At 63.0% G+C, this 16,405-nt stretch carries 16 protein-coding genes; 6 read left to right on the forward strand and 10 right to left on the reverse strand.

Annotated elements, in window-relative coordinates; genetic code table 11:
• Positions 1-17: 17 nt before the first annotated feature.
• The 7 genes from gmk to fabD all read right to left on the reverse strand — a co-directional run bounded on the left by gmk (position 18) and on the right by fabD (position 7,159).
• Entirely contained in the window at positions 18-686 is a 669-nt protein-coding gene (gene gmk, locus BSG19_RS12100) for a guanylate kinase (RefSeq protein WP_092988106.1), read from the reverse strand.
• Positions 687-688: 2 nt separating this feature from the next.
• The gene (locus BSG19_RS12105) at positions 689-1,576 is read right to left on the reverse strand and encodes a YicC/YloC family endoribonuclease (protein WP_092988108.1); all 888 of its coding nucleotides are present in this window, start codon (positions 1,574-1,576) and stop codon (positions 689-691) included.
• A 168-nt stretch (positions 1,577-1,744) separates the two neighbouring features.
• Positions 1,745-2,947: an endolytic transglycosylase MltG gene (mltG, locus tag BSG19_RS12110; protein ID WP_092988109.1), complete on the reverse strand. Its 1,203-nt coding sequence runs from the start codon at positions 2,945-2,947 to the stop codon at positions 1,745-1,747.
• Between the two features lie 355 nt (positions 2,948-3,302).
• A complete protein-coding gene (gene fabF, locus BSG19_RS12115; protein WP_092988111.1) occupies positions 3,303-4,562 on the reverse strand; it encodes a beta-ketoacyl-ACP synthase II in 1,260 nt (419 codons plus the stop codon).
• Between the two features lie 275 nt (positions 4,563-4,837).
• Entirely contained in the window at positions 4,838-5,074 is a 237-nt protein-coding gene (locus BSG19_RS12120; RefSeq protein WP_062468856.1) for an acyl carrier protein, read from the reverse strand.
• Positions 5,075-5,400: 326 nt separating this feature from the next.
• Complete coding sequence (gene fabG, locus BSG19_RS12125) at positions 5,401-6,138, reverse strand: 3-oxoacyl-[acyl-carrier-protein] reductase (protein WP_062594962.1); 738 nt, start codon at positions 6,136-6,138, stop codon at positions 5,401-5,403.
• A gap of 79 nt (positions 6,139-6,217) precedes the next feature.
• On the reverse strand, positions 6,218-7,159 hold the full coding sequence (gene fabD / locus BSG19_RS12130) for an ACP S-malonyltransferase (protein WP_092988113.1): 942 nt from the start codon (positions 7,157-7,159) through the stop codon (positions 6,218-6,220).
• 291 nt (positions 7,160-7,450) lie between these two features.
• Between fabD and BSG19_RS12135 the strand changes: the two genes are divergently transcribed.
• The 5 genes from BSG19_RS12135 to rplI all read left to right on the forward strand — a co-directional run bounded on the left by BSG19_RS12135 (position 7,451) and on the right by rplI (position 11,256).
• Positions 7,451-8,494, forward strand: coding sequence for an aldo/keto reductase (locus BSG19_RS12135; RefSeq protein ID WP_092988115.1), 1,044 nt, complete (start codon positions 7,451-7,453; stop codon positions 8,492-8,494).
• Positions 8,495-8,791: 297 nt separating this feature from the next.
• Entirely contained in the window at positions 8,792-9,232 is a 441-nt protein-coding gene (gene rpsF, locus BSG19_RS12140; RefSeq protein ID WP_092933040.1) for a 30S ribosomal protein S6, read from the forward strand.
• A gap of 20 nt (positions 9,233-9,252) precedes the next feature.
• Positions 9,253-9,501 (forward strand): 30S ribosomal protein S18, encoded by a 249-nt coding sequence (gene rpsR / locus BSG19_RS12145; RefSeq protein WP_062468866.1) that lies wholly within the window; start codon positions 9,253-9,255, stop codon positions 9,499-9,501.
• A gap of 156 nt (positions 9,502-9,657) precedes the next feature.
• Positions 9,658-10,644: a DUF2232 domain-containing protein gene (locus tag BSG19_RS12150; protein WP_092988117.1), complete on the forward strand. Its 987-nt coding sequence runs from the start codon at positions 9,658-9,660 to the stop codon at positions 10,642-10,644.
• 36 nt (positions 10,645-10,680) lie between these two features.
• Positions 10,681-11,256: a 50S ribosomal protein L9 gene (gene rplI, locus BSG19_RS12155; protein ID WP_092988119.1), complete on the forward strand. Its 576-nt coding sequence runs from the start codon at positions 10,681-10,683 to the stop codon at positions 11,254-11,256.
• Between the two features lie 85 nt (positions 11,257-11,341).
• On the opposite strand, the gene BSG19_RS12160 is transcribed toward rplI, so the two are convergent.
• The 3 genes from BSG19_RS12160 to BSG19_RS12170 form a co-directional block, all read right to left on the reverse strand.
• Positions 11,342-12,409, reverse strand: coding sequence for an HlyD family secretion protein (locus BSG19_RS12160; protein WP_092988121.1), 1,068 nt, complete (start codon positions 12,407-12,409; stop codon positions 11,342-11,344).
• A 44-nt stretch (positions 12,410-12,453) separates the two neighbouring features.
• Complete coding sequence (locus BSG19_RS12165; protein WP_244529241.1) at positions 12,454-13,989, reverse strand: MFS transporter; 1,536 nt, start codon at positions 13,987-13,989, stop codon at positions 12,454-12,456.
• 152 nt (positions 13,990-14,141) lie between these two features.
• Positions 14,142-14,591 carry a MarR family winged helix-turn-helix transcriptional regulator gene (locus BSG19_RS12170; protein WP_092988123.1) on the reverse strand — a complete coding sequence of 150 codons (450 nt, stop codon included), beginning with the start codon at positions 14,589-14,591 and terminating at the stop codon, positions 14,142-14,144.
• A gap of 311 nt (positions 14,592-14,902) precedes the next feature.
• Between BSG19_RS12170 and BSG19_RS12175 the strand changes: the two genes are divergently transcribed.
• Positions 14,903-16,405, forward strand: a complete 1,503-nt coding sequence (locus BSG19_RS12175; RefSeq protein WP_062600827.1) for a replicative DNA helicase — start codon at positions 14,903-14,905, stop codon at positions 16,403-16,405.

Here is a 16,405-nt window from a genome sequence, read left to right on the forward strand (position 1 = left end):
CTTCTCCCTCAGGTCCATCAGAGCTTCGGCGTTTCCGTCAGGAGACCCTGCACGTATTCGAACAGGCCCGGGCGCCGGTCGCGGCGCAGGCGCTCGGCTTCGACGATGGCGCGCACGGCGGCGAAGGCCGTGTCCAGATCCTCGTTGACGACGATGTAGTCGTATTCCAGCCAGTGCTCGATCTCTGCCCGGGAATTCGCGAGGCGTGTGGCGATGACTTCGTCCGTATCTTCGGCACGGCGGTGCAGACGGGACTGGAGTTCCGCCATCGTCGGCGGCAGGATAAAGATCGAGACGACGTCACCGGCCATCTTGTCCTGAAGCTGCTGGGCGCCCTGCCAGTCGATGTCGAACAGCATGTCCTGCCCTTGCGACATCGCCTCTTCCACCGCATCGCGCGGCGTTCCGTAGAAGTTGCCGTGAACCTCCGCCCATTCCAGAAGCGCATCCGTCTGGCGCAGGCCCTCGAACTCACGGATCGACTTGAAGTGATAGTGACGGCCGTCGATCTCGCTTGGACGGCGCTTGCGCGTGGTGACGCTGACGGAGATGCTCATCTCCGGATCGGCCTCCAGCAGGTTGCGGGCGATCGTCGATTTTCCTGCGCCAGAAGGCGAGGAGATGACGAGCATCAGGCCCCTGCGCGCAATCGCGGAAGCCTTCTTCGGTGTTTCGGCGGGTCTCATCATTACTCCAGATTCTGGACCTGTTCACGGAACTGGTCGATGACGACCTTGAGATCGACGCCTGCGGCCGTGACGGCGGCGGAGGTCGACTTCGAACAGATCGTATTGGTTTCCCGGTTAAATTCCTGGCAGAGAAAGTCGAGCTTGCGGCCAATCGGGCCGCCTTTCGACAGTAGGACGCGGGCAGCGGCGATGTGCGCCCGCAGCCGATCGATCTCTTCGCGCACATCCGCCTTGGCGGCGAGCAGCGCCGTTTCCGCATGCAGGCGGTCGCGGTCGAGCGTTGTGGCGTGGTTCGTCAACCAGTCGATCTGCTGGACGAGCTTCGCGGCGATAGCGGAGGGCGCGCGTGACGGATCGGCTTCGATCGTGGTCAGCAGCATTTCCATCTCGCCGATTTCTCGTAAGAGCACCTGTTCGAGCGCAGCACCTTCGCTTTCACGCATGGCGGCGAGATCCGCAAGCGCCTTGTCGAGGCCTTCAAGGACGGCCGTTTCCCGTGCCGCTTTGTCCGCGTCGGTCTCTTCCGGCTCCTTGAAATCGATGACGCCCCGGATGGCGAGCAGCGTATCGAGCTTCAGCGGCGCGGGATCGATCACGTCGCGCAGCTGCTCGCGCAGCGACAGGACGGAGGCGAGCGCCGTCTGGTTGATGGTCGTCTGGATCTGCGTTTCCCCGGCATTGAGGCTGAGGCCGACCTGCATATTGCCACGCGAAAAGCGCGTGGCAATGCGTCTTCGGATATCGGCATCCAGCGCTTCGAGCCCACCCGGCAGGCGCAGCTTGACGTCGAGCCCCTTGCCGTTGACCGAGCGCAGTTCCCAGGCCCAGCGACTGCGACCGGACGTACCCTCCCGGCGGGCAAATCCGGTCATGGACTGCAAGGGCATGGGCAACTCCTGGGGAAACGCCTCGGGGATGAGCGAGCGTCCTGTTTAAGACCGCAGCGACCGCACCTGCAAGGTCTATTGCGAAAGCAGGACCGGGCCCGGCGCGTCATCCACAAGGTGACGTACCGGGCCCGGCTGCCATATGCGTCTCACGAGACGCGCCTGTCGTCAGTTCTGGACGGGCGCCTCGACAGCGTCTGCCGGCGGGGCTGCCCCACCTGCCGCCTTCGCGGCGCTGGCCTTCTCCGCCTCCAGCTTGCGCCAGCGCCGGACATTGGCGTTGTGATCGTCGAGCGTGGTCGCAAACACATGCCCGCCCGTACCGTCCGCCACGAAGTAGAGATCGGCGGTGCGCGAGGGATTGGCGACGGCTTCGAGCGCGGCCCGGCCCGGATTGGCAATCGGCGTCGGCGGCAGACCCTTGATGACATAGGTGTTGTAAGGCGTCTTCTTCTCAAGGTCGGACCGCAGGATCGGGCGATCCGCCGGCTTCCCCTCGCCGCCGAAGATACCGTAGATGATCGTCGGATCGGACTGCAGGCGCATGCCCTTGTCGAGACGGTTGAGGAAGACCGACGCGACGCGCGAGCGCTCGTCGGCGATGCCGGTTTCCTTCTCCACGATCGAGGCGAGCGTCACGAACTCTTCCCGCGTCTTGATCGGCAACTTCGGGTCGCGCTTCGCCCAGATCTGATCGACGATGGTCTTCTGCGCGGCCGTGGCCTGCGCGACGATCTCCGCGCGCTTGGTTCCGCGTGAGAACTTGTAGGTATCCGGCCGCAATGTGCCCTCCTCCGGAAGGCTCGCCGGCAGGTCGCCTTCGAGAATGGGATCGTCCTGCAGCTTGCGGAACATCTGCTTGACGGTGAGCCCTTCAGGCAGCGAGGCCGAATAGAGGATCGACTTGCCGGATTTCAGGAGTTCCATGATCTCCTGCATCGAGGCGCCGGCCTTGATCTCGTACTCACCGGCCTTCAGCGTCTCGTCATCCAGATAGGCTTCCGACATGAAGCGGAAGACGCGGCCGTCGGAAACGATCTGGTTGCGTTCGAGGCTCGAGGCGATCTCGGCAATGCCGGCGCCGTTGCGCACGATGAAATTGGTGTTGGCGACGAGCGGTCCCCGTGCCTCGTAAGAGGTCATGGCGTAATAGGCCGTGCCGGCTGCCGCCAGCGTCAGCACGACGATGACCGTCATGAGGAAATTGAGAAAGATCACCACCTGGCTGCGCGCCTTGCGCGAGCGCTTGGGCGGCTGCGGAACCTTTTCCGGTCGCAGAGCCTCGATCGGCGATTTCGGAATGATCGGCCCCTTGGTGCCGCCGTCGTTCCGGCCGCTCGGAGCCGTGCTGTTTTCTTGTCCGTCGCTCACGCCTGTCCTGCATCCGGAGTTCGCATCTTGCACGCCCCGCTTCCCGATGCGAACTCCGGAAGAGGTTCGGGACAGCGAAAAAACGATCGGGACAGGCCGCCAGCCTGACGGAGCCGCCTTGCGCGAGCGTGGCCACCCCTAGCATGTCTCTTGCCAAAAGACGACACCGACATGCAGTCGCTTCACCCCGGCGATCCTCCAGAGAAAACCAGGCCGCCGAAGATGCTCTGCCGTGGGTGGATCAGCAAGGTGCTTTGAGATGAGCAATGCGGCGAAAAACAGGACCGCCCCATGCCGACCGAACAATATCGTCCGGTCTGCGCCATGGGTCTGCGATCACGTCTGCGCGAGGGCCTCAGGCGTAACGCTGGATGACCAGCGTGGCATTGGTGCCGCCGAAACCGAAGGAATTCGAAAGCGCGACGTCGATCGTCTTCTTGCGCGCCTTGTGAGGCACGAGATCGATGGCCGTCTCGACGGAAGGGTTATCGAGATTGAGCGTCGGCGGCGCGATATTGTCGCGAATGGCGAGCGCGCAGAAGATTGCCTCGACGGAGCCCGCCGCACCCAGCAGATGCCCGATTGCCGATTTCGTGGAGGACATCGATATGCCGGACGCGCTCTCGCCGACGACCCGCTCGACGGCGCCGAGCTCGATCGTATCCGCCATGGTCGATGTGCCATGGGCGTTGATGTAGTCGATGTCGGAGGGCTGCAGACCAGCGCGCTTCAGCGCCATCTTCATGCAGCGATAGGCCCCGTCGCCGTCTTCGGATGGCGCGGTGATGTGGAACGCATCGCCCGAAAGGCCGTAGCCGACGATTTCGGCATAAATCTTCGCGCCGCGTGCCTTGGCATGTTCAAGCTCTTCCAGAACGACGATGCCGGCACCCTCGCCCATGACGAAGCCGTCGCGGTCCTTGTCATAGGGGCGGGAGGCCTTGGTCGGATCGTCGTTGTGCTGTGTCGAGAGCGCCTTGCAGGCGGCAAAGCCGGCCAGCGCGATGCGGGAGATCGGCGATTCCGTACCGCCGGCCACCATGACGTCGGCATCGCCGAGCGCGATCAGCCGGGAGGCATCGCCGATGGCGTGCGCTCCGGTCGAACAGGCGGTCACGACCGAGTGATTGGGACCGCGCAGCTTGTGGCGGATAGAAACCTGGCCGGAAGCCAGATTGATCAGGCGGCCGGGAATGAAGAAGGGGGACACGCGGCGGGGGCCTTTGTCGCGCAGCGTATAGCCGCCCTCGACAATGCCTTCGAGACCACCGATGCCGGAGCCGATCATCACGCCGGTGGCGATCTGGTCGTCGTCGGTCTTGGGGTGCCAGTCCGCGTCGTTCAGCGCCATATCGGCCGCAGCCATGGCGTAGATGATGAAGGGATCGACCTTGCGCTGCTCTTTCGGCTCCATCCAGTCATCGGCATTGAACGTGCCGTTGGAACCATCGCCAAAGGGAATGCGGCAGGCGATCTTGGCCGGGAGGTCCGAAACGTCGAATTCGGTGACGGTGCGGGCAGCATTCTCGCCGGCAATCAGTCTCGCCCAGCTTGCTTCCGTTCCGCAACCCAACGGCGATACCATGCCGGTACCGGTGATAACGACACGTCTCATGAACCGCGATCCATCCTCGTAAGTCTCGATATGCTCCGGCGCGGACGAGCGCTGCCGGTCGACGGAGCCGATCCCGCGGCGGGACCTCGTCGCGTCTGCCCTGTGTGCAGCGGCTTGCCGCTGAAGGGCGTCTCCGAGCCCGGAGAACAGGCCGGTCGTTCAAGCAATGCCCGAACCGGTTTCACCGGACGTTGGTGGGCGGGCTGCTTTCGCGCCCGCCGCAACCCGCTTGATCGCACCCGGCACATCAGGCCGGGGCAAACATCCCGTGGCGATTAAGCCTGGGCCTTTTCGATGAACTTGACGGCGTCGCCGACGGTCAGGATCGAATCGGCAGCGTCGTCAGGAATTTCAACGCCGAATTCTTCTTCGAAGGCCATGACCAGTTCGACCGTGTCGAGCGAGTCCGCGCCGAGATCGTCGATGAAGCTTGCGCCTTCAGTTACCTTTTCGGCATCGACGCCAAGATGATCAATGACAATTTTCTTTACGCGTTCTGCGATGTCGCTCATGTCGGATTCCTCGACCTTCGTTTTCTCTTTATCAGGGACGCCCGAAAGCGCTCCCTTGCCAAAGCCTGTTAAACCACTGCGGTTCAACCGGCAATCTTTCAAACCGGGAGAGCCCGGACGGGCGCCGGCAAGCCGGCATCCGCGTCTTCTCCATGATCCGTTCGGACCGTCCGGCGAAGGGCGAAAGCTCCATGCCGTCCAGACCACTACGGCCCGATTAACACGGTTTAACGGCCGCGCAAAGTCCGAATTTGGGGCGGCAACCCTTGCTCAACAAGCATTTAGGACCAATCCTGCCGCTTGCGAACGGCCTCCCTGCACCCGACTCAGATCATCGCCATGCCGCCATTGACGTGGATCGTCTGGCCCGTGACGTAGGCCGCCTCGTTGGATGCGAGATAGGCAACGGCGCTTGCCACTTCCGCACCGGTACCCATGCGCTTCATGGGGATGGCGCCCATGATCGCGTCTTTCTGCTTGTCGTTCAGCTTACCCGTCATCGCGCTTTCGATGAAACCCGGCGCGACGCAGTTGACCGTTACGTTGCGGGTCGCGATTTCCTGTGCGAGCGATTTTGAAAAGCCGATCATGCCGGCCTTGGCGGCGCAGTAATTGGCCTGCCCGGGATTACCCGTGACGCCGACGATGGAGGTGATGTTGATGATGCGGCCATGGCGGCGGCGCATCATCGGATGGGTCAACTCTCGGGTCAGCCGGAACACGGCGGTCAGATTGACTTCCAGCACGGCGTCCCAGTCGGCATCGCTCATACGGACGAAAAGACCGTCCTTGGTGATACCGGCATTGTTGACGAGAATATCGACGCCGCCGAGTTCGCTTTCGGCCTTCTCCCCCAGCGCCTTCACGGCGTCGCGGTCCGACAGGTTGGCCGGGAACAGGTGCACGCGCTCGCCGAGCGCATTGCCGAGTTCTTCGAGCTTTTCGACGCGCGTGCCGTGCAGACCGACGGTCGCGCCCTGCGCGTGCAGGATACGGGCGATCTCTTCGCCGATGCCGCCGGAGGCACCGGTCACCAGGGCTTTGCGGCCTGTCAGGTCGAGCATGATCATCTTCCTTTATCTTCGGTTCCCGAGGCGACCATCCAGCCGCAGTTCGAGATCAATTGCCCGCAACCGCGAGCGTTTACAGTACGGCTGCGAGAACGGCTTCGATATCGGCCGGCGAATTGACCGCGAGCCCCGTGACGGATTTGTCGATGCGGCGCGCAAGCCCGGTCAGGACCTTGCCGGAGCCGACCTCGTAAAGCGTCGTGACCCCGTTTGCACCGAACCACTCCACGGTTTCGCGCCAGCGCACCTGCCCCGTGACCTGCTCGACCAAGAGATCGACGATCTCGTCGGCCGAGGTGACGGGAGCGGCACGGACGTTGGCTATCAAAGGCACGACAGGATCGTGGCGTTCCACGGTTGCCAGCGCCTGCCGCATGGCATCCGCCGCAGGCGCCATCAAAGCAGAATGAAACGGCGCGGATACAGGCAGAATGATGGCACGCTTCGCACCGTTCTCGCTGGCCTGCTTTGCGGCCTTTTCCACGGCCTGCCTGTCGCCGGAAATCACGATCTGCCCGCCGCCATTGTCGTTGGCGATCTGGCACGGGCCGATCTCCGACATGTCGGCGCAGAGCGCCTGGACGGCGTCATGATCGAGCCCGATGATCGCAGCCATTGCGCCCTCGCCCACAGGCACGGCCGCCTGCATAGCGTTGCCGCGAATCCGCAGAAGGCGGGCGGTATCGGCCAGAGAAAAGGTGCCGGCAGCACAGAGAGCCGAATATTCGCCGAGAGAGTGACCGGCAACGAACTGGACATGCTTGGCAAGATCGAGCCCGCGAGCTTCCAGAACCCTGACGGCAGCGACCGAGACGGCCATCAGCGCCGGCTGGGCATTGGCCGTCAGCGTCAGCCGATCTTCCGGGCCGTTCCACATGACATCCGAAAGCTTCTCGCCCAGAGCATCATCGACCTCGGCGAAAACGGCAGACGCTTCTGGAAAAGCCTCCGCGAGATCGCGCCCCATGCCAACCGCCTGGCTGCCCTGTCCCGGAAACGTAAATGCGATCGCCATGACGAACCTCCTGAATTTTTGGCTTCTCCATTCACATTAAGGGCGGGCGAGTCAAGGAGCGAGGGGAAATGCCGGCGGGGAAGCACGACCTCGTGAAGGCTTCGCGAGACCCCGATGCGTCCCCTGAAGCGCTTGACCTTGTGCCGATGCCGATTATGTTGCGTCGCAGCAGGGCGCGAGCATTTTTCGCGGATCACCCTCTTTCGTGGATCACCCTTCTTCATGGATCACCCCTCTTCATAGATCACAAGGGACCGGGTCTCCGGTCTCGTTCGACAAGGTCATTCCTTCATGCAGTATAAACAACTCGGCCGCACCGGCATCGAGGTCTCCACCATTTGCCTGGGGACCATGACGTGGGGATCGCAGAACACGCAGGACGAGGCCTTCGCCCAGCTCGACGCCTCTGTCGAAGCCGGGGTGAACTTCATCGATACGGCGGAACTCTACCCGACGACGCCCCTTTCGGAAGCGACCTATGGCGGCACCGAACGGATCATCGGGAACTGGTTGGCGGAGCGCGGCAACCGCGACCGGATCGTGCTCGCAACCAAGATCGCCGGATCGGGCCGCAATTACATTCGCGGCGGCGGCCCTATGACGGCCGACGGCATCGTGACGGCGCTCGACGCCAGCCTTGAGCGATTGCAGACCGACCATGTCGACCTCTACCAGCTGCACTGGCCGAACCGTGGACATTATCACTTCCGCAATGCCTGGAGCTACGATCCGAGCAAGCAGGACACCGACAAGGTGGTCGAGGATCTCGGCGCGCTGCTGCATGCGCTCGACACGCAGGTAAAAGCGGGGAAGATCCGGGCGGTCGGCGTGTCCAACGATACGGTGTGGGGCACCCAGAAGCTGCTCGATCTCGCCGAGCGCCACGGCCTGCCACGGGTCGCCTCCGTACAGAACGAGTACAACCTTCTCTATCGTCCGCACGATCTCGATTTTGCCGAGCTGTCGCATCACGAATCGGTCGGACTTCTCGCCTATTCGCCGCTTGCCGCCGGGCTGCTGTCCGGCAAATATATCGGTGGATCGCGGCCGGATGGCAGCCGCCTGTCGATCAACGGCGACCTTGGCGGTCGTTTCACACCACATCAGGAGCCGGCGGTCGAGGCCTATGTGGCGCTTGCCCGCGACCACGGGCTCGACCCGTCTCAGCTGGCGCTCGCCTTCGTGCTCTCGCGCCCCTTCACGACATCCGCCATCATCGGCGCGACGACGATGGAGCAGCTCGACATCAATCTCGGCGCCGCCGATCTGGCGCTGACACCGGAACTGGTCAACGGCATTCGCCGGATCCACCGCCTCTATCCGATGCCGATCTGATCGGCATATCGCGCTCTCGATACGGGTGTTTCGCGCTCCGGGTCTTGCAATCCCGGAGAATCCGCGTATAAGCCGCCCTGTTCGAAACACCCGGTCCATCTGGCTGGTGGCTGAACGGAGGGCCGGCGCTCTTGTAGTGCCTGTCGGGATCCTGAAGGGATCCAGCCTCCCGTGTCTCCGCTCTCGACCGTCTCGAAACAACACTTTCTTGCCGATGCCTCGCGCGTCCTTAAGAACAGTCGTTGAGGCTTAGCGCCGTTGCCGGGTGACGTTAAACGCAAGAAAGGTAAGCCAATCATGGCTCTCTATGAACATGTGTTCCTGGCCCGCCAGGACGTGTCCGCACAGCAGGTCGAAGCCCTCGTCGAACAGTACAAGGGTGTGATCGAAGCCAATGGCGGCAAGGTCGGCCGGGTGGAAAACTGGGGCCTCAAGTCCCTCACCTACCGTATCGCCAAGAACCGCAAGGCTCACTACGTCCTCATGGACATCGATGCTCCGGCACCGGCCGTCCACGAAGTCGAGCGCCAGATGCGCATCAACGAAGACGTTCTTCGTTACATGACCATCGCTGTCGAAAAGCATGAAGACGGCCCGTCCGCCATGATGCAGAAGCGTGACCGCGACGACCGTCCCCGCCGTGACGGCGACCGTCCGGACCGGGGCTTCGGCGACCGTCCGCGCCGTGATGGCGACCGCGAAGATCGTCCGCGCCGTCCGCGCGAAGACCGCGTTTAAGTTCGAAGGGATTATAGACAATGGCTGATATCTCCTCCGCTCCGGCACGCCGCCCCTTCCATCGCCGCCGCAAGACGTGCCCCTTCTCGGGCGCAAACGCTCCGCGGATCGACTACAAGGACGTACGCCTCCTGCAGCGCTACATTTCCGAGCGTGGCAAGATCGTACCCTCGCGCATCACCGCCGTTTCCCAGAAGAAGCAGCGCGAACTGGCCCAGGCCATCAAGCGCGCCCGCTTCCTCGGCCTCCTGCCCTACGTTCTCTCGTAAGTCAGGCTCTGATTGACGAAGGCGGCCGGTCTCTATCGGCCGCCTTCTCCCTTCCGCGATGGGCGCGGATCGGAACGATCGTTTTCGAGCGATCAAACCCATGTTGGGGACGGGTATCGACCCTCCTCTAACTGCCGAAGAGCAGGACAGCGAAACGTGACAGCCATCGACAGGACATCGTTGCTCACCGGCATTCTGGCCGGCGTTACCGCCGCGTTCCTGTCGTTCGGCGCAACCACGCCTTCCTCACTCGCCATTGTTCTCTATGCCGCCTCCGCGCTGCCGATCCTGATCGCAGGGCTTGGCTGGGGCAATGTCGCGGCCATCGTCGCGGTCGTCGTTGCAGGTTTCCTTGCGGCTGTCGCCGTCTCTCCCTATTTCGCCCTGCTCATCCTCGTCGTCACGCTCATCCCCGCCGCATGGCTGTCGCATCTGGCAAACCTTGCGCGGCCGGCCAGCGAGATCGGCGGACCTGACGATGCCATGGCATGGTATCCGCTCTCGGATATTCTGACCCATCTGGCGGGGCTCGTTGCCGGAGGCATGCTGATCATCGGCGTCGTGCTCGGCTACAGCACGGAAACGGCGGCCGGCATGGTCGATATCGTCATTGAAGCGCTGAAGAGCCAGGAGCCGACCTACAATCCGGATCCCGCCGCTCTCGCGCAGATCAAGGCGGTGTTCAGCGTCGCGCTTCCGATGGTTCAGGGCGCGCTCTGGGTGCTGATGCTGTTTGCAGCCTATTACACCGCAACACGGATCGTGCAGATCTCCGGTCGTAGCCTGCGTCCCCGCGAGGATATCCCGTCGACGTTGCGGATGCATCGCTTCGCCATCTTCGCCTTTCTCGGCGGGCTGGTGCTGACATTTGCCGGCGGTGCGGCGGGTGCTGTGGGCGCTCTCGTCTGCGGCACGTTCGGCGCCGGCTTCCTGCTCTCGGGCTTCGCCGTCTTCCACTTCCGCACCCGGGGCAAGTCCTGGCGGCTGCCGGTCCTTTGGCTCGGCTACCTCTCGGTGCTGCTGTTCACCATTCCCGCTTTCTTCTTCCTCCTGTCCGGCCTCATGGATACACGCCGAGCGATCGCGCTGTCTCCCGCCCAGAAAACACCTGGGCAGAAGCCGACGGGAAAGACGCCTGAATAACCATTCCAGACAACCGATACCTGAAAGGACAATACAATGGATGTCATTCTTCTCGAACGCGTCGCCAAGCTCGGCCAGATGGGCGAAACGGTCAAGGTCAAGGACGGCTTTGCCCGTAACTACCTGCTGCCGCTCGGCAAGGCGCTGCGCGCCAACGCTGCCAACAAGGCCCGTTTCGAAAGCGAGCGCGCAACGCTCGAAGCCCGCAACCTCGAGCGCAAATCGGAAGCCCAGACGGTTGCCGAACAGCTCGACGGCAAGAGCTTCAACGTCGTTCGCTCCGCCGGCGAAACCGGCCAGCTCTACGGTTCTGTCGCGGCTCGCGACGTTGCCGAAGTGCTTGCTGCCGAAGGCTTCAACGTCGGCCGTAACCAGGTCGATCTGAACAACCCGATCAAGTCGATCGGCCTGCACGCGGTGAAGATCCACCTGCATGCCGAAGTCGAAATCACGGTTACGATGAACGTTGCCCGTTCGGCCGATGAAGCCGAGCGCCAGGCCAAGGGCGAAAACCTCAACTCCGCCGATGCTATCTACGGCGTCGACGAAGATGCCCTGCGTCCGGAAGACTTCTTCAACCCGGAAGCCGAATTCGACAACGACGAAGAATAAGCCGTCGCGATCGATTGACGACAAAGGCCCCGGAGCGTTCGCCGCTCCGGGGCCTTTGTCGTTTGAAACCCAACATTCTGTGCCGTTACTCGGCGTCGGCGATCTTTGCGTCGGGATCGAGCGACTTGTCGATGCGCACGACGACCGAAAGGCCCGGTGCGAGCCGTTCGGCGGCGGGCTGGTCCGGATCGATGGAGATGCGGACACCGACGCGCTGGGCGATCTTGGTAAAATTGCCGGTGGCGTTGTCGGGGCGGATGACGCTGAACTCGGAGCCCGTTGCCGGCGAGAAGCGCTGCACGTGGCCGGTCAGCTTCTGGTGCTCCAGTGCATCCACCGTGAAGGTGACGGGCTGGCCGACCTTCATGCCGTCGAGCTGCGTTTCCTTGTAGTTGGCGACCACCCACAATTCACCCGGCACCACCGACATCAACTGCGTGCCGGCCGTCACATACTGCCCCAGGCGCACGCCGACTTCGCCCAGATGCCCGTCGCGCGGCGCACGGATGGCGGTATTGGCGAGATCGATCTCCGCGAGCTCGACGGACGCCTCTGCGCCGGCCACGGCTGCCTGCAGGGAACCGCGATTGACGATGATGGTGGCGAGCGACTGGCGGTTGACCTCGACCGCAGCCTCGGCCTGAGCCTCCGCCGCCTTGGCCTGCTCGAACGTCGCCTGCGCCGATTCGACCTCGCTGGTGGACGCGACGCTGCGGGCCGCAAGCTGGCTCACGCGCTCGGAGGCGAGTTCCGCCCGGCGCAACGCTGCCTTCGCACCGAGAACCTGCGCCTCGCTGGAGGCGATGCTGGCTTTGGCTGAGGCTTCCTGCTGGCGCGAATTGTCGAGAGCCGCCTTCTGCCCGGCGAGCGTCGCGCGGGCCTGCGCCACCTTCTGCTGGTAAATCCGCTCGTCGATGCGGGCAAGCACGTCGCCCTCCTTCACCGCCTGATAGTCGCGAACGGGAACCTCCACCACATAGCCCGCGACCTGCGGGCTCATGATGGTGACGTAGCCCTTCACATAGGCGTTGTCGGTGGTTTCCACCGAGGTAACGAAAGGCGGAAGTCGCCACGCATAGAGCACGAGCAAGACGCCGATGACGCCAGCGAGAAGGACGAGGATGGTAACGGGAGAGCGGGTGAGCTTGGACATGGCGGACTCTGCTTGAAGACGGCTTCAATGAAAGAATGGTGGCATCAGGCGGGAACGGCTGACGGGTCGGGAGATGCGACGAGGCGACGCCAGATCAGGTGACCGAAGAGAATGGCCAGCGAGATCGCGCAGCCGATGAAGATGATGAAGAATGCATCGTTATAGGCAAGCACATAGGCCTCGCGGCTGACCTGCTGCGTCAGGAGCTGCAAACCTTCGGCATTCAGCAGCGTCTTGTCGGTGATGACCTTGCCATAGGAGCCGGCGAGTTGCGTCACGCGATTGGCGACCAGCGGGTCGGACAGCATGATCTGCTCGGCCAGCAGGTTGGAGTGGAATTTCTCGCGGATGGTGACGAAGGTGCCGAGGGCGGCAGAGGCCATCAGGCTGCCGAGGCTCTGGGTGAAAAGGAAGATCACGATGAAGTTGACCACGTAGATCGGCCCCTTGGCGAGCGCCGCCCCGAAGCCCGTCGTCATCACCGGCGGCAGGAACATTGCCGCCCCCGCCGCGACCAGCGCCTGGCTGACATACATCTGCTCGGGCCGCGTGAGATTGGTCGACTGGCTGTCGAGCCACGCTCCCGCACCGATGAGGACCAGCGCGATGACATGGGCGAGATCGAGCTGTTTCTTCACCATGAGGAAGGTGCAGAACAGCCCGGCCGCGACCGAAGCTGCAAGCACGATCAGGTATAGAAACATCGTCTGGTCGTTCAGGAGGCCGATCTGCTGGTAGAAGCCCGACACGGTCGCCGTCTGCTCCGACGAGACGGTGCGAAACAGGATGAGGACGCCGGCCATGTGGATATTCGGCCAGGAAAAGATCCAGCGCAGGTCGAGCATGGGCTGTGACCGGTTGATCTCGATAGCGACGAAGAGCGAGAGGAGGCCGATGGCAGAGGCCAGCAGGACGCCGAGCCAGGGCGCCTCGAACCACCAGTAGAAGCGCCCGAGCGACAGAATGATGGCGAGACAGCCGAAGCCACCGGCAAGGATCAGATAGCTTAAGATATCGAGCGTCTGGATGACCTTGGCGCGTGGCGGCGCGGTGACGGGCAGCAGGTAGATGAAGGGAAGAGCGATCAGCGCCAGCGCCACCTCGAACGTATAAAGCGCGCGCCAGCCGCCATACTCCATCAAAGCGGGCGATATGATGCGGGCGAGCGGCGCGGACAGCAGCGTGTTCATGACCGCGAGGCTGAGGCCCATGGACAGCTTCTTCGCCGGTGGGAAGGCCTCCAGCATGTAGAGAATGCCGATGGTGGACAAAGGCGCGGCGGCGACGCCGTTGACGAAGCGGATGATCAGCGCCGAATGCAGATCCGACACGAAGAGATTGGCGAAGGCGGCAAAGACGAAGCATAGAATGCCAAGCTCGGCGAAGCGGCGCAGGCCATATTGCGTCCGGATTTTGAAGAGCGCCACCGACAGGCTGGCATAAGGCGCCATATAGGCCGCCGACAGCCAGGCGAGTTCGTTGACGGTCGCGGAGAAGGCACCCTGCAACTGGTAGAGATTGGCGTTGAGCAGGTTCATGCCGAGACCCTGCGTCAGGAACATCAGCACGGATGTGAACATGTACAGCGAGGCACGGCGGCGCGAAATATGCACGGCCGGCTGCGGCACGGTTGCCTGTTGGGTGGGTGCCTGTTGCGTAGATACCGGAGTGCTCTCCATGGCATCGGGCTCGGGAGCCGTCCGGTTCTCCGGCAAGGGCGTGTTGGTGCTGGTCACGAGACGCTCTCCCGCCCGATCAGTGTCATGTTGCCCGCCATGGCCGTCATCACAGCCAGCGCGGTTTCCTTGTCCTTGAGGCTGACGCCTGAGAGAAGGTCCGCGCGGATGCCGCAGGCGATGACCTCTATCTCCTCTGCCAGCGCGCGCCCCATCGGCGTCATGTGGATCTGCTTGGCCCGCCGGTCGGATTTTTCCACCCGGCGCTCGATGAAGCCCTGCGTCTCCATGCCGTCCAGAAGGCGCACGATCGTCGGCGTCTCGATCGCCAGCTCCTCGGCAAGCTCGCGCTGGTTCAGCCCGTCGCGGCGCGACAGCACGAAGAGCGCCCGCGCCCGCGACAGCGTGAGCCCGCGTTCCCTGACCTTTGCATCGAAGACGGCGCGGAGCTTCCGGTTCACGGATTGCAAGGCGTCGAACAAGGCGCGATTTGCGAGATCGTTCAACTGCTACTCTTTCCATACTAGTAGTGTGCTAACTATGTGCGGTCGAAGTAATACAGAATGCCGCCGGTTTCAAGCCATGGTCATGTCCGTCCACTGCGTTTCATGCGGCTGGCGTTTGGCGTATCCTTCCGAAACGATTCGCTGCCGCGGCGTGTATGGCGGTCGGTCAAGCAGAGATGGCGCAGGCGGGACCGATTTCCACCGTACCTTCCCTTTGGCTGTGGAGAGCGGTAACAGGCCGTCCCACCGCTTGACTCGGTGCCACGGTCAGCCAATCACAGGACCTCAAGCGGCCAAGACGAGAGATGACGATGAATGAAGCAGCGCGCAGAGTGGCGGCGATGAACCAGCAGCCCATGGAACCCCAGTACCGGGAAGCTCCGAGCAATATCGAGGCGGAACAGGCCCTGCTCGGCGCTATTCTCGTGAACAACGACGCCTTCTACCGCGTCTCGGACTTCCTGAAGCCGGTGCACCTGCACGAACCGCTGCACCGCAAGATCTACGAAGTCGCCGGCGACATCATCCGCATGGGCAAGACCGCCCATCCCGTGACCGTGAAGACATTCCTCGCGCCCGACCAGAAGGTCGGCGACATGACGATCTCGCAATATCTCGCGCAGCTTGCCGCCAATGCCGTGACGATCATCAATGCAGAGGATTACGGCCGGGCGATCTACGATCTCGCGCTACGCCGCTCGCTGATCACCATCGGCGAGGACATGGTCAACATCGCCTTCGACGCACCACTGGACATGCCGCCGCAGGGACAGATCGAGGATGCCGAGCGGCGCCTGTTCGAACTGGCGGAGACCGGCCGCTACGATGGCGGTTTCCAGGCGTTCAACGACGCCGTGGCGCTGGCCATCGACATGGCGGGGCAGGCCTTCGAGCGCGACGGGCACCTGTCGGGCATTTCCACCGGCATTCACTCGCTCGACGGCAAGATGGGCGGCCTGCAGCGCTCGGACTTGATCGTGCTTGCCGGACGCCCCGGCATGGGCAAGACGTCGCTCGCCACCAACATCGCCTATAACATCGCCGCCTCCTACGAGCCGGAGATCCAGGCCGATGGCTCCTACAAGGCCAAGAATGGCGGCGTCGTCGGGTTCTATTCGCTCGAAATGTCGTCCGAACAGCTGGCGACCCGTATCATTTCCGAACAGACCGAAGTCTCCTCCTCCAAGATCCGCCGCGGCGAGATCACCGAGCACGACTTCGAGAAGCTGGTCGCCTGCGCCCAGATGATGCAGAAGGTGCCGCTCTATATCGACCAGACCGGTGGTATTTCGATTGCCCAGCTGTCCGCCCGGGCACGCCGCCTGAAGCGCCAGCGGGGCCTCGACTGCCTCGTGGTGGACTATATCCAGCTGATGACCGGCGCCGGAAAATCCGGCGAGAACCGCGTGCAGGAAATCACCCAGATCACGACGGGCCTGAAGGCGCTCGGCAAGGAGCTGAACGTTCCGATCATCGCGCTGTCCCAGCTTTCGCGTGCGGTGGAAAGCCGTGAAGACAAGCGTCCGCAGCTTTCCGACCTTCGCGAATCGGGCTCGATCGAGCAGGACGCCGACGTTGTGCTCTTCGTGTTCCGCGAGGAATACTACGTGAAGAACATGGAGCCCCGCGACGAGTTCGACCCGAAATACGAGGAATGGAAGCAGACCTTCGAGAAGGTGAAAGGCACCGCCGACGTCATCATCGCCAAGCAGCGCCACGGCCCGACCGGCACGGTGAAGCTCGCCTTCCAGTCCGAGTACACCCGCTTCACCGACCTCGCCGACCCCTCGTTCACGCAGTACGAGGAGCATTGA

The organism is Rhizobium sp. NFR03 (assembly GCF_900111275.1).
In the GTDB taxonomy this organism is placed as follows: Bacteria; Pseudomonadota; Alphaproteobacteria; order Rhizobiales; family Rhizobiaceae; genus Ferranicluibacter.